The sequence below is a fragment of the Christiangramia sediminicola genome, from assembly GCF_031344135.1.
Taxonomy (GTDB): domain Bacteria; phylum Bacteroidota; class Bacteroidia; order Flavobacteriales; family Flavobacteriaceae; genus Christiangramia; species Christiangramia sediminicola.
On record NZ_JAVJIU010000001.1, the window covers coordinates 92,697 to 106,385 of the forward strand.

Here is a 13,689-nt window from a genome sequence, read left to right on the forward strand (position 1 = left end):
ATATCTATACTCATTCTGAACAAAATTGCGGAAGTAGGGATGCAGTTTCGTTCGTTCAGATTGATCTATAGCGAAGGTAAAAATTTTCATACTAATCCCATAGACTAGACGGGTTAGATTCTCTTCGCTTTATTCATCATAGGCTATCACAGCCGAATTTATTACTCTAAATGCTTCATCTTCCTTCAGAACATTTTCAAATGCCTTATAATCTATCCATACAAAGCCTTCGTCCCCCCAGTTTTTACCCCAGGAGTTTACCACTTTAAAAGCTTCATATCTATCATTATACCCAACCACCAGCATAGCATGGCAGGAGGGATTAGTATATTCTACATTATGCTCTCTATAGGCTGACAGATTAAAACTATCCTTTTTTGCAAATTGCTTTGTTAGTACCGCTGCTATAATAATTGGCGTTTGTTGAGTTAAAAGAGTTTTCATTTCTTCCACCATATTTTCACCACTGAGTGATTTGTAATCAGATATCTTTGCATCTGCGGCTAATTCCATGATTTCCTCTTCAGGCTGTTCTCTACAAGTATTATCGTCATACGGAAATGCTTTTATACTGCTCACCCCTTGCTGTTTCAGGATCTTTAAATGATCTTCTATAACGGTGCCTTCACAATTTCCCTGAGTTATTTGATTATAAGTATAGGCGGGACTCTTTATATTAGTAGAATCTATTGGTAAACCGTTTTCTAGGATCTCCTGGAATGATTTCATATAATAAGAAACTGCCCAAGCAGTACAAGAACCTTGCTTGCCCTGATCACCAATTGGAGGTAGATATTGTGAAAGATCTAAACTATCTGCCAGGGTTTCCGGAATTTCGAGATTTTCCAGTACATTATTTCTGTCTATAATGTAATCTCCGCTTCCAACACACTCTAAACCGGTATAAAATACTAATCCTTCATCAGTTATAAACTGATTGGTTTCATCTGGTTCTTCTTCAGAATCATCATCTGTGTTATCATCATCTCCGGTGTCAATCATATCATCGTCTACTATGCCACCATCATCAATTTGATCTGGTAAAAAATCATCTCTATCCTGATAACAAGAGCTCATAAAAACGAATAGAATAAAATACAGTAGGTAGTTTTTCCGCATAAAAGCAAATTCAGGGAGGATATGTTTTTCCTCCAATTACATAGGTTCAGTTTAAAAAGCAGTAGTCAATTGCAGCTGAATGGCTTTATTCTCAATGATCTTGAGAATATTCAGATACTTTTCGAACCTATCTACATTTTTAATAGGATTTTCGGGAGACAGGGTCATCACGGTTGGATTTTCCCTGTCTATTTTAAGATGGACTTTCTCTTTATGCAAAAGTCTGGCAAGAGTTCGGTTAGAAATCAGGTTCACTATTAAATTGGTATCTCCCTTTACTATAAATTCCTGCTGAATTTCGCGACCTTTCTGCATCATAATAGCATCTATCATTCTTTGAAATTTAGATTTTGGAGATATTTCTAAATAGGTGTTTAAATTATTTTTGAAAAGTACTTTGATCTGAAATGATTCTCGTGTTGGAGAAGCGGCCTCAATCGTATTTGATCTGATGCTAATTTTAGATCCATTTACATCTATAATTCCTTTTCCTGGCTCATAAATAAAGTTGCCGCCTGGGATGCTAAATTCTGTTCTTTCCTTTTCAGGATAATATCCGTGGTGTTTTTTTATAAGTTCTTTTATTAAGTTCATATAAAATAATAATTAAATAAAATCATAACGGTTTAGGATATAATTTTATTGCTGGGTGGGGATTCAGCAAGTGATGTTTATTATTAGATGCGGAATATAATAAAGGGTTGCTTCAAAAAAGAAAGTTTTTTTAACAAAATTTTTGGAAAAACCATAGAAAACTGATTTTCATCATTTTACGATTCTAAATTTAGAAAGCTATTCGACCTGGAGTTATGAATCCATTATTTCACACTGGTGAAATTTCTTGCCGTCATATCTGATGCTTCCCATTTTAGCTCGTTATCTATCCAGACTTTGGTAACAATTATATTCCCAGATTCGCGGCTTATCAAGGTTTTAAAAATGTTTTCATCACCATCATCGAAAACCATTTTGGTTTCTGAGATCATGGCATTATCAGTTTTGGTGCTAACGAATATCCTTAGAAACTTACCGCTATTGCCTTCGAAGATGCTAATGCCTTTAGGAGCATCAAGATTAGCTTCAGAATATTCAACCCATTCAGAGTTTATTTTATGAAAAACAGTAATCACGTTTACTGTGATCGCATCTTCTCCTTCTAGCAGGTTATTACCTTCAGCATCTACGTAGGTAATATTTAGATCATTGTCTATTACAGTAGACAGGCAACAAACCGTATCATCATTAGAACTACAGGAAATTATAAAAAAGGAACAGACTAATACGATTAGTTTTTTCATGATCTTATCTATTTATTTTCAGATGATCAAAATCCTAATAGGTTGCGTTCCACCTATCTAAAATAAACTCAAAATGAAAAATTATTTCAGAATGGGATTACGTTAGTTCCTTATCTGATTCTTTTCATTTTTATTGAAGACGAAGAATTTTCCTGTAAGAAACCATCCAATCCCAATCCCGGTTAAAATACCAGCTAGAAAGTCAAGGTCTGATCTTTCAAAATAACTTAGGGCCAGAATACCTGTAATAAGGCAGATCAATCCGTAAATTCTAACTTTATTCATTTCCATATTGAATGTTCTTAATATATACAGTCGCTGTTAACTAATGTATTTGTTCCAATTAGTGGAGTTATCTGCTCATATTCTAATGGATCGTCATCTATACAAATATAATTTGGAGAAGGGTAAAACCATTCCTTTTCCTCTGTATAACTGTAATATACGAATTCATCTAATAAGGAGTTGTTTTTTAGGATCAATGCATCCACCATATTTTCAGCAATGTTGAGGTATTTTAAATTGGTTAGACAATGAAAATCGAAAACATCAGGTTCTCCACCTTCCAGGTAAAACATATCCAATACCTCCAATGATGGAACCTGGCAAAAGTCAACTTTCAACCAACTATTCTGGTATTTCAGTTTTTTCAGACTCGTACAGCCTTCAAGGTTAATATTGATGAACTTATCTCTTTCAGAATAATAATCCATAGGCCTGTTTCCTGAAAGATCTACTTCCTGTAGTTTGGTTAAGCCGGAAAGATCTATAAGATCAAAATATTCGGTTGCGAGGAGATACATTTTTAAATATTCTAATTTTCTGAGCCCTGTAAAATCATAGGTAAGGTTTTCCGTATTTGTAGCTGTATCATGATAAAAATCATTACTGGTTCCCGACAAGTCAAGGGACTTAAGATTTCTGAAATTTTCAATACCAGTAAGATCTACGAAGGTTAATGGCAGGCCATAATCAAACCTAAGAATTAGGTGTTCTACCGCATTTGCTTCCTTTTTATCAATTTTACCATCATCATTGAGATCAACATCACTATCTGCTACTCCATCGGCATCAGAATCGACGCAATTTGAATTTAATAGAGTATTACGGAAATTTGCATCAGGTATTTCTATAAATCCGCCAGCTGCATTTTCTCCTTTTGCATCATAGCTAATCAATTCATCGCTTTCGGTTGAACAGGATTGACATATAAGGATCACAGTTAGGAAGATCCATGAAATTTTGAAAAGCTTACTCATATCTAAAAAGGTTAATGCAAAAAACTGCAGGTTAGTTAGTTGCATTAAAATATGAATTAAATATAACTGATAACGGTAACCTATAAAAAAATGGATAAAAGGCTTTATTTTATCTGTAAGGGATACTTATTCCTTCATGAATTCGATCTCAATTAAATAGTAATGCGGAATTTTGAATTCGTTTCCGAACTGTTCCGGAGCAATTTCAGATTGTGCCACTCTGCAATAAGAACCCGATCCATCAGGATTCCTGTTTGGAGTTATAACAGACATGATATAAAATGAATCTGAAGCATCTTCCTTTAAAAGATCTTTTGCTCCAAAAAAGTTTTTTGCGACATATCTCCCATTATCATTATTAGTAGGGAAATAAGATTGTTTGCTTCCCATTTTGCTATTTCTAAGCCAGACTTTAATATCATCCTTTCCAATCTTGGTAAACAATTTTAATGAAAGAGCTGAAGTGTCTTGTTTAAAATACTCATTGCCACGTTCGTCTAGCAAGGTTGAAGTTTTAATCAATTCACCATTTAAAAATTCCTTCATTCGCAATACATAATACTTACCTTTTATCGCATCACCTTTGATAAAGAATTCAGTTTGATCGATATTTTCAAACTGGTAATATGTTTGTAGTTCCTGATTCTCTACTCCAGATTTAAAAGTAACATCAACGATTGATGGATCTGCATTTAATTGTGAAATTGAATTTCCTGACTTTTCCATTGAGGAGTTCTGCGCGGATATTGAAAGTGGTAAGACCAGAAATAAAAAGATTAGCTTTTTCATGGGGTTGAGTTTAATTAGAAATTATTCTTCCACTTCGCAGATGCATCTGAAAAGTGTGTAATCTTGAGTCTCTGAGTTTTTATCTGAAGTATACTCTGGATATTTAGTCATCACGAATTTTTGTGTTTTTCTAAAATCATCCAGATCAATTTCTAAAGGAGTTCTTCCGGCTAACTTCAGAAATTTTCCATTAGCTGAAAATTCAGATTTTGCAAGTTTATAATCTTCGTTTTTGGGCAGGCGATAAGCGATCTTCTTATAATTCGTTTTTTTCTGGTTATTCAATTCATTAAATCGAAGATTAACCATGTCTGTTCTCCATTTGCAAAATAATGCCGCTTGCTCCTTTGAGATTCCAATTACAGGATTATTGGAATATTGAGATAAATTGAAATATTCAAAAGTTAATATGCCTTCAGGTAGATGCAATTCTTCACTTTTTGAAACCTTTTCAAATAATGATTTGTTATTTGTTTTACTGGACAAAGAATTGAGAATTTTCATATTCATCTCATCCAATTCTAAAGATTGTAAACTATCATGAATTTCCATATTCCAGGACCTTTCTGCACTTGCGGCAAATTCCTTGTACATTAGGTTATCTACAGGAATATTATCTATAAAAAGACTATCATTTATTTTTATTGTTCCCGGAGGTGGAGTTTCAAATGAATTCTGAGAATAAATGCTCAAGCACAGAAAAATGAGGCCTAAACTTAAAATATATTTCATTTAGTAATGATCAGGTTAAAATTATCGTTTTGAATATGATCTTAATAGGGCTGGATCAGTAAAACGCGGTGAAAGGTTCAAGATATATAAATTCTATTGATCTGTCCACTAAAAACAAAGGATTAATCATTTTAGAAACTCAGTAAAAGAATTCCATCGTGTAATCAAAATACTCCGGTTTCGAAATTCCGACAGCATACTTAATATTTTCTGGCTGTTTATATTTTTCTAAATAAGCCTGACTAATTTTGTGGTTCAAAGGATCGCTGCCATTTAATTTTGAAGTTTTTATATCGATAACCTTATCGCCACATTTTATTTGTCCTACTCCGCTATATTGAAATTCTGTAAACCAGCTTTTATCACTTTTATTCCAGCTCCGGGCGAAGATGCGCTTTTCTACTACGACCATCCAAATAGGTAAGAAAGATTCGCGAACCCTACCGGCTTTGACTTCTATAAGCGTATTTTCCTGTAAATAGTTAAAAAAATCTTGTGGGAACATGGTTTTGGTTATGGAGCTTTGTTGATCATAAAATCTTCAGCCCAGGCAACAGCATTTTCCAATTCATCAAAAACCACATAAGGAATAGGGCAGAAATGTTTTTCGAAATTATTAATTTCTATACTTGAGGTGTTGTGATTTACCACGGCGAGAGCTTTCATCTTACTAATTTCCTCCAGTTTCTTGAAGTAAATAGGATTTACGTTATAGTTGTTCTCACGGTTGGCAATATAAACATAACCTTCATCACCAAATCGCTCATCAAAATTCTGAATCAACTCATTAAAATGCGTGTCTGATACCACGGTGTCTTCATCAATTACCGCGATTACATAATATTTATAGAATTTCAGTTTAGCAAAACTTAATTCTTTGATTTGGAGAGGCTTATCCATTTAATAAATTTATAGAATTTAATACCATTTAAATCTTAAGGTTTTGACAATTTAATTTTTATAAAATGTGAAAATGAAGATTCTCTCAGGGGTAATCCATATTTCAAAGAGATGCTTCACAAAGATCAATGCTAGAAATTTTCCTTTGAAACTATTCTATCCTTCTTTATGCTTAGGAGGCTTATTTTTTAATACAGCTGAAATAGTGATTCTCGCCACTATCCTGAAACTCATCGAGCACGATTAACCCAGCAGAATTCAGTAACTCCTTATAGCGATTTCTTCCAAGCGAAACCGAATCCTCCCCGGTCAAGGTATCTTTCCATCTTGTTTTTTGCCATGGAGCTGTGAAAAGATATCTGCCATTAATAAATAAGGCCTCTGAAACCTTTTTTATTAATGCTTCCTGTTCTTTTTCAGTTAACAGAAAAATTAACCCCCAACTCAGAATTGCATCAAATTTTAATTTAAAAAGTTCAGAATTTTCTGCAGTTTCACAGGCAATGGAAGTTTCAGGAAAGTTCTTTTTGAAATCCCGGCAAAGACTTTCTGATGCATCTATGGCATAAACATCCAGATCATGATCTACCAGAATTTTTGTAAGCGGAAAACCATTTCCACATCCAAGATCTAAGACTCTTGATTTGTCAGGTAGTGACTGAGTCCACTTACGCACTTCTTCAACTCCGATGGTGTTATTTACGTGCCCTCTTAGTTTTAAAAAGGTCTCGGCATTTTTCTCGTAAGCTTTAGATTTATCCATTTCTGATCGAAACAATCAATTGCGATCTTAAAATACCACAATTTTAGGTATTTCTTTTCTTTCTGAATCTACCATTCATAATGGCTGCAACCAACAACCCGATTCCGGCACCACTTAAAGCGCCAAGATAAAGATCATATGAATCTGCAGTTGTATAATGAATAACCAATCTGCTGAACACGATCATAGACATTCCGGTGGCTATAAGAATATAGGTCTTTTTAGGATCAAGATTCTTCATGCGTGAATTGTTAGACGGTTACTGTCGCATCAACTTTTAGGCTCTTAAAATAGTCATCCAGCCGGTACATCGACTCTGCTTCAATTATGTTTTTATTGATTGTTAGCGTTTTGTTTGATGTTTCTATTTGATAAGTATTTATAAATTTATGAATCTTCCTGATCTCATCTATTTTGATGCTCTTAGGGAAAATACTATGCCTGGTAAGCGTCCCGTCCTGAATGCTGATATACTGATGTTTTCTTTCGTAAAATACAGTGTAAACCTGTAAAGAGCCGGCAACTATCCATAAAATATTTATTCCAAGTGATGTATCCTGGAAAGCCATAATATTACCTGCCACTATCATAAAAGAGCCAAGATAAAAATTATGCGTAATACGGTTCTTGATGTATCGGATCTTCATATTAAATTGAATTATTCCTGCTTATTCTCAAATTGGACCTTAGCATCCAGCTTGAAATTATAAATACAATTCCACTTAGGATCTTGAAGTTCTGAAATACATTTTCTGGCCAGACATCAGTTAGTGCCAAAATGAGGATTAACAAAGATATCAACCAGATAATTAGGGCAATGAAATTACTTATTCCAGTCATTTCATACTTTCTTTTTATAAGGGAACCATTTTAAGACCAGGCTTAAACCCACAGCCATCATCATTCCCAGGAAAAAGCCGATCGTGTTAGATTCGTTTCCATATTCAAAGATGCCAACTATAAGCATCATAAAAATACCCAGTATTTGAAATTTATCAAGCTTCATCATAATTTTATTCTGTTATCCAGAAATAAGCCAGCGAAGAGTATTCCAATTCCCAAACCAAGCAGTATCGTCATTATGATTTCTGTTGTAGCATTCACTGAATAATACTGTCCTGCAACACCCAGGATCACTAAAAATAAACCCAAAATTGCTTTTCTAAGTTGTTTCTTGTTTTCAACCATAATTGTTACTTTTTCCGGTATTATTTTGTGTAATACCACAAAAAATGCCTGAAATAAGTACCAACCTGAGTAGAAGTTATGGAAACGATCTCTAGTTTTTCTCTATTCTCATTAACGCATTCTACGAGTTCCTTCTTTTTATCAAACTCCAGTACTTTTAATTCTTCAGTCATTTTTGACGTTAGTTTTAATTAAAGCCAAGGGGTTATTGGCGAAACAAGTACTAGGGATAGGGTGACGACTTGTAAATGATTATAATTTTCGCGAGTGAAGATAGAAATTTTTTTTCGGAAGCCTGCTTTTCTTTTTTCAGGAATTTGATTTCTTTAGAATTTTAATGATCCTGCTATACACGATTTCTGACAGATTCCAGGTATAGCCATCGAAATTCGAAGTATTCACAAACTGAATCACCACGGTATCTATATCAGGATGATATTTGGCGATACTTTGGTATCCGGGAATTAATCCGGTGTGTTCAAAATAATATAATGACGAGTAGATCTCCAGTTCTTTTTCGGTTAGTAAGCTCCCATCATTAAGCGCTCTAATAAAGAGGCCTACATCTTCTGCAGTAGCCACCATAGAGCCGTAATTAGTGGTTTTGATATCCTCATCCACACCCACATAATAGCCGCTCATCACATTTTCCATATTAACTTCAGAGATGGAGCCGTAGGTATTTTTCAATCCTAAAGGATTTAAAATCTTTTCGCTTATTATTTCATATTTACTTGATCCGGTTACCTTTTCCATCAGCATACCTAACAACAGATAGTTGGTATTAGAATACTCATAATCTTCACCCGGTTCAAAATTAGCCGGCATGTCCAGAACAAGTTTCAGGGTTTCCTGGTTACTTTCCGGGGGATGCATCCAGAAGTTGGATGTTTCCGTAAAATTAGGTATGCCACTTCGGTGCTGTACAAGCATCCTAATGCTGATTTCCTGTGCATTTTCTATTCTTTTGCCTGTTTCAGGGAAATAATCCAGCAAAGTTTTGTCAAGGTCCAGTTTCCCTTCGCTCACAAGTTTCGTGACACTCACCGCATCATACAATTTGCCGATACTTGCGATCTTGAAAAGAGAATGTGGATCTGCAGGAATTTTATTCTCCCTGTTTTTCCAGCCTGCAGCATAATATTCCGGTTGCTTTTCAGCCTGATCTATATAGACAATAATACCATCAAAACCATGTTCAATTCCTTCGTCTAATTGCTCCTGAATATTTCCTGGTAAAGGTAATATCCATGCCCAGACTAAGATCCACGGAACAAAGAACAGAGAGGTAATCGTTCCGCCCAGCAATAAAATCTGAATGAGCCTTTTCTTATTTTTCTTCTGCATAATAACCTGATTTCAGGAATTTAGATTTTTTGAATTTTCCTCTTCACGGTTCAGGTTATTAAATGCGATTCCTCCTGGATTGCCAACCTTTATTCTTCCGGCATTAATAGTTGACAAAGTTAATTTATTCCTGAAAAATCTATAATTCAGTTACTTATTTTGTCATAACTTCAGAATAATTAAGCCCGATTTTACCTTAGAAAACCTGCTGAATTAATTAATTTTATAGAGCAATATTTTGAAGCTGCCAAGCCAGAACCAAGATTCTAGAATCCATGAAAAAACTCTCTCTTAAACTATCGATATTTCTCATTTTTACAGTCTTTTCTTTCCAGGCACAGGAGGCGATTCCAGAAAGCTATATCAACCCTCTGGATATAGATTATACCTACATGGTCTATAATTCCAGCAAGAATATTTCATACCGTTCTGGAGCAGATCCTGCAGTAGTAGAATTCCGCGGAGAATATTATATGTTCGTCACCAGGTCTTTTGGTTACTGGCATTCTACAGATCTTTTGAACTGGGATTTTGTGGAGCCGGAAAAATGGTTTTTTGAAGGCAGTAATGCGCCAACAGCATTTAATTATAAGGATTCACTGGTTTATTTTGCAGGAAATCCTGCCGGTTATGGAAGTATTCTCTATACCGATGAACCTAAAAAAGGAAAATGGAAACCAGTAGCTTCTATAAGTAATAATATTCAGGATTCTGAACTGTTCATTGACGATGATGGGAAAACCTATTTGTACTGGGGTTCCTCTAATGTTCATCCTATTCGGGTGAAAATGCTGGATAAAGATGATCGTATGCTGGAGACAGGTGAGAAAAAAGATCTAATCAATTTAGTTGAAGAAGAGCATGGATGGGAACGTTTTGGTGAAAACAATTTTCATCCAACCTTAAAAGAAGGTTATATGGAAGGCGCTTCCATGACCAAACATAATGGCAAGTATTATTTACAATACGCGGCCCCGGGAACTCAATTCAATGTATATGGTGACGGAGCTTATGTTTCAGATTCGCCTCTTGGTCCGTTTGAATATATGCCGAATAACCCAATGAGCTTTAAACCCGGCGGATTCACGAATGGTGCAGGCCATGGGATTACGGTTAAGCAAACCAACGGACAATACTGGCATTTTGCTACAATGGCACTGGCTTCCAATTCACACTGGGAACGCAGGCTTTGTATGTTCCCAACCTATTTTGACGAAGATGGGTTAATGTATAGCAATACTAGTTATGGTGATTATCCAAGATATGCACCGAGTCATCCAACAAAGGCTGGCGAGCACAATGGCTGGATGCTGCTTTCTTATAAAGGAAAAGTGAAGGTTTCCTCTTCAAAAATGCAGATTAGGAAAAGCACGACCACCGATGATGACTTTGAGATCACCGAAGTGTCTTTAAAAACTGCACAAAATGGCGATATACTTTCTGAAGTTCTTACAGATGAAAGTCCGAAATCTTTCTGGGTTGCCGAGGCTAATAATAACAAACAATGGGTGGAGATCGAGATGCTGAATCCTGGAAATATCTATTCACTTCAGTTGAACTTTCATGATCATGAATCTGGAATTTATACTCGCGAAGAAGGTCTTAGACATCGCTTTACTATAGAGGTTTCTGAAAATGGAAAGCAGTGGAATACCGTAGTAGACAGAAGCAAAAGTTATGAGGATAGCCCAAATGCATATATCGTGCTTGATCAACCGGTAAAGGCAAAATATGTGCGTTATAATAATATCGAAGTTCCGGGTAATAATTTTGCCTTGTCAGAGATTAGGATTTTTGGAAAAGGTCTTGGTAAAAAACCTTTGAAGGTAAAAGCATTTGAAATTGACCGTAAAGAAGACCGACGTGATGTTGGATTTTCCTGGGATGCGGTAAAGGGTGCGCAGGGCTATAATATTCGCTGGGGAATTGCTCCGGATAAATTATACCAGTCATGGCTGGTTTATGATGTGAATGATCATTTTATGAGATGCCTGGATCGTGATCAGAAATATTATTTTACTATCGAATCATTTAACGAGAATGGTATTTCTGAAAGATCTGAGATTATTGAAGTAGAATAAGGCCAATTAAATTCCTAGAAAGCTTCAATTTTATTTTTCAGAATATTTCTGATCTGTTCTATTTTATTCCTGTTCTTTTTCAGGTCAGCAATATCTGCCAAGTAAGTACTGGTCTTATTTAGCCTTGGAAATGAAATTTTCTTCATGGCAAAGCTCTTGGTCACAAGAAGGTTAGGGTAATTCATGATCAAAATGATCTGTTGAACTGTATCTGTTTCCTGAATTTCAAAGCCTATCTTTTCCGCTGTTCTTTCGTTCAGGATATAAGTGGTGCCTTTGATCTTTAATTCCAGATCATCTTGCCTTGAATCTATCAGGTTCAGGAGTCCGTTTAAATATTCCAGCAAAATAAAGTTCTTACGCTGTTTCGGGGAATGCTCCTTATCCAGAACAAAATAATAGTCAAACAGAGTTCCGCCGTGTATCACGATCTGTTTATTTTTTTCCTTTTCCGAGATCATAAGTGAAGACTGGTATTTCATTTTACCAGAGTTTATCAATCCGGGCATATCGAAAAATGGAGCTAAAACAGATATCAGGATCCAGAACGAAACCGGCAATAAAAAGTATAGACCAAATTGAAAACTTACGACACCGGCGATGCTCAAAAGCAAAAGCATGCTGACTAAAAGTTTCAACTTAAAAGCTGTTCTTTTTTTCCGGGAAAGTTGAAAATACCTGTTCTTCAATTCGATTTTTTTCAGCTAAAATTTTTTCAAGATCAATTAAACCGAAGTATCTCTTCTGAAGATCCTGACAAGGTTAAATACGAGGATACAAAAAATCACCCAGATGAAACCAGCTAGAAATCCTCCAATAATATCAGAAGGATAATGAACACCTAGATAGATCCTGCTTATTCCGATGCTTAGAATGAGAATTATCAAAAACAAGCTGAGTAAAAATTTATAAAATTTCCTGATCTGGAGTGAGTTGATGAGGTAGATCAAAAATCCGTAAAATGCCATGGCCATCATAGCATGACCACTGGGATAACTAAGTGTTTGGACTTCCACTAAGAATTCGGCATCTGGTCTTGCCCTGTTTACAAGCCTTTTCAATAATAGATTTGAACTTAGTGCAAGAACTAGCACTAGGGCGATCTGTCCAACAAATTTCCAGCTTTTAAATACCAGGTAAAAAATAAGAGTACATAAAGAAAAAACAATAATGTATCCCCATACATCCCCAAGATTGGTAACCGCAATAAAATATTCTGTTAGCAGATCCTGTCGCCAGCTTACCACTTCTGAAGTCACTGCCTGGTCAAAACTTCCCATAAAATCGGTTTTGAGGGATTCAGTTAGTTTGATGAAGATCTTCGTTCCGGCAACGAAAAGTAAAAGCGCAATGATAACCGTTATGATATACGGTAACTTGACATCATATTTCTTGAAGTTTCGGTAAATGAAATCCCGAATAAATCGGAGGATATCTAGTAGCTGCTTTTGCATGAATTCCTGGTTGATCGGTATTACTTAGAGAATTGAAAATTAAGAATCTTAATGCAAATCATTGTTAACATTAGCCTAATCTATGTTTTGTTCAAAATTTAATCCTAATTTCAAGTTAGAAATCATTCATAAATATTTGAACTTTTCAGTTTTATATGCTTAGAAAATCTAATCTTCAACTTGCTCGCTTTCTCTTTGCGTTCATTTTAATCGTCTTATCAACCACACAGTTAAAAGCTCAGGACACCAGTGAAACCAAGCCGGTAGACGGCACAGTTCAAACTATTGGAGATGTGGTTCTTTATGTGATGCCAGTGGCGACTTTGGGAACGAGTTTCATAATTGGAGACAACCAGGGAGCATGGCAGTTTACTAAGGGTTTGTTATTGACCGAGGCAGTGACCTTCGGATTAAAATGGAGCGTAAATAAACCCAGACCAGATAATAGTAATGATAATTCCTTTCCATCGGGACACACCTCAACGGTCTTTCATAGCGCGGGCTACATTCACAGCAGGTATGGATTCAAATATGCTATTCCAGCTTACGTACTCGCAGGTTATACAGGAGCTAGCAGAATTGATTCCAAAAAACATGATATTCTCGATGTACTGGCTGGAGCTGCGATAGGTCTAGGCAGCAACCTGATCTTTACTTCAGAATATCAACAAGAGCATATGAAGCTCACCTATTCAAATTTTGAAGGAAACAGAATGATCGGTTTTAGGTTTGAATTCTAAAAAGTGAAACGATTTTAAG

Annotated in this window: 20 protein-coding genes; 2 read left to right on the top strand and 18 right to left on the bottom strand. The window is 35.5% G+C overall.

Features of this window, described 5'->3' with window-relative positions:
* Window positions 1-129: 129 nt before the first annotated feature.
* The 16 genes from RE431_RS00365 to RE431_RS00440 all read right to left on the bottom strand — a co-directional run bounded on the left by RE431_RS00365 (window position 130) and on the right by RE431_RS00440 (window position 9,395).
* Window positions 130-1,119 (bottom strand): C1 family peptidase, encoded by a 990-nt coding sequence (locus RE431_RS00365; protein WP_309559974.1) that lies wholly within the window; start codon window positions 1,117-1,119, stop codon window positions 130-132.
* Between the two features lie 51 nt (window positions 1,120-1,170).
* Entirely contained in the window at window positions 1,171-1,713 is a 543-nt protein-coding gene (locus RE431_RS00370; RefSeq protein WP_309559975.1) for a hypothetical protein, read from the bottom strand.
* A gap of 224 nt (window positions 1,714-1,937) precedes the next feature.
* Window positions 1,938-2,417 (bottom strand): hypothetical protein, encoded by a 480-nt coding sequence (locus tag RE431_RS00375; RefSeq protein ID WP_309559976.1) that lies wholly within the window; start codon window positions 2,415-2,417, stop codon window positions 1,938-1,940.
* Between the two features lie 102 nt (window positions 2,418-2,519).
* Window positions 2,520-2,708 carry a hypothetical protein gene (locus RE431_RS00380; protein WP_309559977.1) on the bottom strand — a complete coding sequence of 63 codons (189 nt, stop codon included), beginning with the start codon at window positions 2,706-2,708 and terminating at the stop codon, window positions 2,520-2,522.
* A gap of 11 nt (window positions 2,709-2,719) precedes the next feature.
* Window positions 2,720-3,676, bottom strand: a complete 957-nt coding sequence (locus tag RE431_RS00385; protein WP_309559978.1) for a leucine-rich repeat domain-containing protein — start codon at window positions 3,674-3,676, stop codon at window positions 2,720-2,722.
* A gap of 126 nt (window positions 3,677-3,802) precedes the next feature.
* Complete coding sequence (locus RE431_RS00390; RefSeq protein WP_309559979.1) at window positions 3,803-4,465, bottom strand: hypothetical protein; 663 nt, start codon at window positions 4,463-4,465, stop codon at window positions 3,803-3,805.
* 21 nt (window positions 4,466-4,486) lie between these two features.
* Window positions 4,487-5,197 (bottom strand): SUMF1/EgtB/PvdO family nonheme iron enzyme, encoded by a 711-nt coding sequence (locus RE431_RS00395; protein WP_309559980.1) that lies wholly within the window; start codon window positions 5,195-5,197, stop codon window positions 4,487-4,489.
* A gap of 139 nt (window positions 5,198-5,336) precedes the next feature.
* Window positions 5,337-5,702, bottom strand: coding sequence for a DUF2255 family protein (locus tag RE431_RS00400; RefSeq protein ID WP_309559981.1), 366 nt, complete (start codon window positions 5,700-5,702; stop codon window positions 5,337-5,339).
* Between the two features lie 8 nt (window positions 5,703-5,710).
* Complete coding sequence (locus tag RE431_RS00405; RefSeq protein ID WP_309559982.1) at window positions 5,711-6,097, bottom strand: hypothetical protein; 387 nt, start codon at window positions 6,095-6,097, stop codon at window positions 5,711-5,713.
* A gap of 181 nt (window positions 6,098-6,278) precedes the next feature.
* Window positions 6,279-6,860, bottom strand: coding sequence for a class I SAM-dependent methyltransferase (locus tag RE431_RS00410; RefSeq protein ID WP_309559983.1), 582 nt, complete (start codon window positions 6,858-6,860; stop codon window positions 6,279-6,281).
* Window positions 6,861-6,903: 43 nt separating this feature from the next.
* The gene (locus RE431_RS00415; RefSeq protein ID WP_309559984.1) at window positions 6,904-7,101 is read right to left on the bottom strand and encodes a hypothetical protein; all 198 of its coding nucleotides are present in this window, start codon (window positions 7,099-7,101) and stop codon (window positions 6,904-6,906) included.
* Between the two features lie 10 nt (window positions 7,102-7,111).
* On the bottom strand, window positions 7,112-7,507 hold the full coding sequence (locus RE431_RS00420; protein WP_309559985.1) for a hypothetical protein: 396 nt from the start codon (window positions 7,505-7,507) through the stop codon (window positions 7,112-7,114).
* Window positions 7,508-7,701: 194 nt separating this feature from the next.
* Window positions 7,702-7,869 (bottom strand): hypothetical protein, encoded by a 168-nt coding sequence (locus RE431_RS00425; protein ID WP_309559986.1) that lies wholly within the window; start codon window positions 7,867-7,869, stop codon window positions 7,702-7,704.
* Window positions 7,866-8,048 (bottom strand): hypothetical protein, encoded by a 183-nt coding sequence (locus RE431_RS00430; RefSeq protein WP_309559987.1) that lies wholly within the window; start codon window positions 8,046-8,048, stop codon window positions 7,866-7,868. Before RE431_RS00430 ends, RE431_RS00425 begins: the two co-directional genes overlap by 4 nt.
* Window positions 8,049-8,068: 20 nt before the next feature.
* On the bottom strand, window positions 8,069-8,221 hold the full coding sequence (locus RE431_RS00435; RefSeq protein WP_309559988.1) for a hypothetical protein: 153 nt from the start codon (window positions 8,219-8,221) through the stop codon (window positions 8,069-8,071).
* A 136-nt stretch (window positions 8,222-8,357) separates the two neighbouring features.
* Entirely contained in the window at window positions 8,358-9,395 is a 1,038-nt protein-coding gene (locus RE431_RS00440) for a serine hydrolase domain-containing protein (protein WP_309559989.1), read from the bottom strand.
* A 275-nt stretch (window positions 9,396-9,670) separates the two neighbouring features.
* On the opposite strand from RE431_RS00440, the gene RE431_RS00445 reads away from it, so the two are divergent.
* The gene (locus RE431_RS00445; RefSeq protein ID WP_309559990.1) at window positions 9,671-11,476 is read left to right on the top strand and encodes a family 43 glycosylhydrolase; all 1,806 of its coding nucleotides are present in this window, start codon (window positions 9,671-9,673) and stop codon (window positions 11,474-11,476) included.
* 14 nt (window positions 11,477-11,490) lie between these two features.
* Here RE431_RS00445 and RE431_RS00450 read toward each other — a convergent pair whose 3' ends face one another.
* The gene (locus tag RE431_RS00450; RefSeq protein WP_309559991.1) at window positions 11,491-12,096 is read right to left on the bottom strand and encodes a hypothetical protein; all 606 of its coding nucleotides are present in this window, start codon (window positions 12,094-12,096) and stop codon (window positions 11,491-11,493) included.
* 105 nt (window positions 12,097-12,201) lie between these two features.
* On the bottom strand, window positions 12,202-12,930 hold the full coding sequence (locus RE431_RS00455; protein ID WP_309559992.1) for a phosphatase PAP2 family protein: 729 nt from the start codon (window positions 12,928-12,930) through the stop codon (window positions 12,202-12,204).
* A gap of 155 nt (window positions 12,931-13,085) precedes the next feature.
* Here RE431_RS00455 and RE431_RS00460 point away from each other — a divergent pair, with 155 nt between their 5' ends.
* Window positions 13,086-13,670, top strand: a complete 585-nt coding sequence (locus RE431_RS00460) for a phosphatase PAP2 family protein (RefSeq protein WP_309559993.1) — start codon at window positions 13,086-13,088, stop codon at window positions 13,668-13,670.
* Window positions 13,671-13,689: the final 19 nt, after the last annotated feature.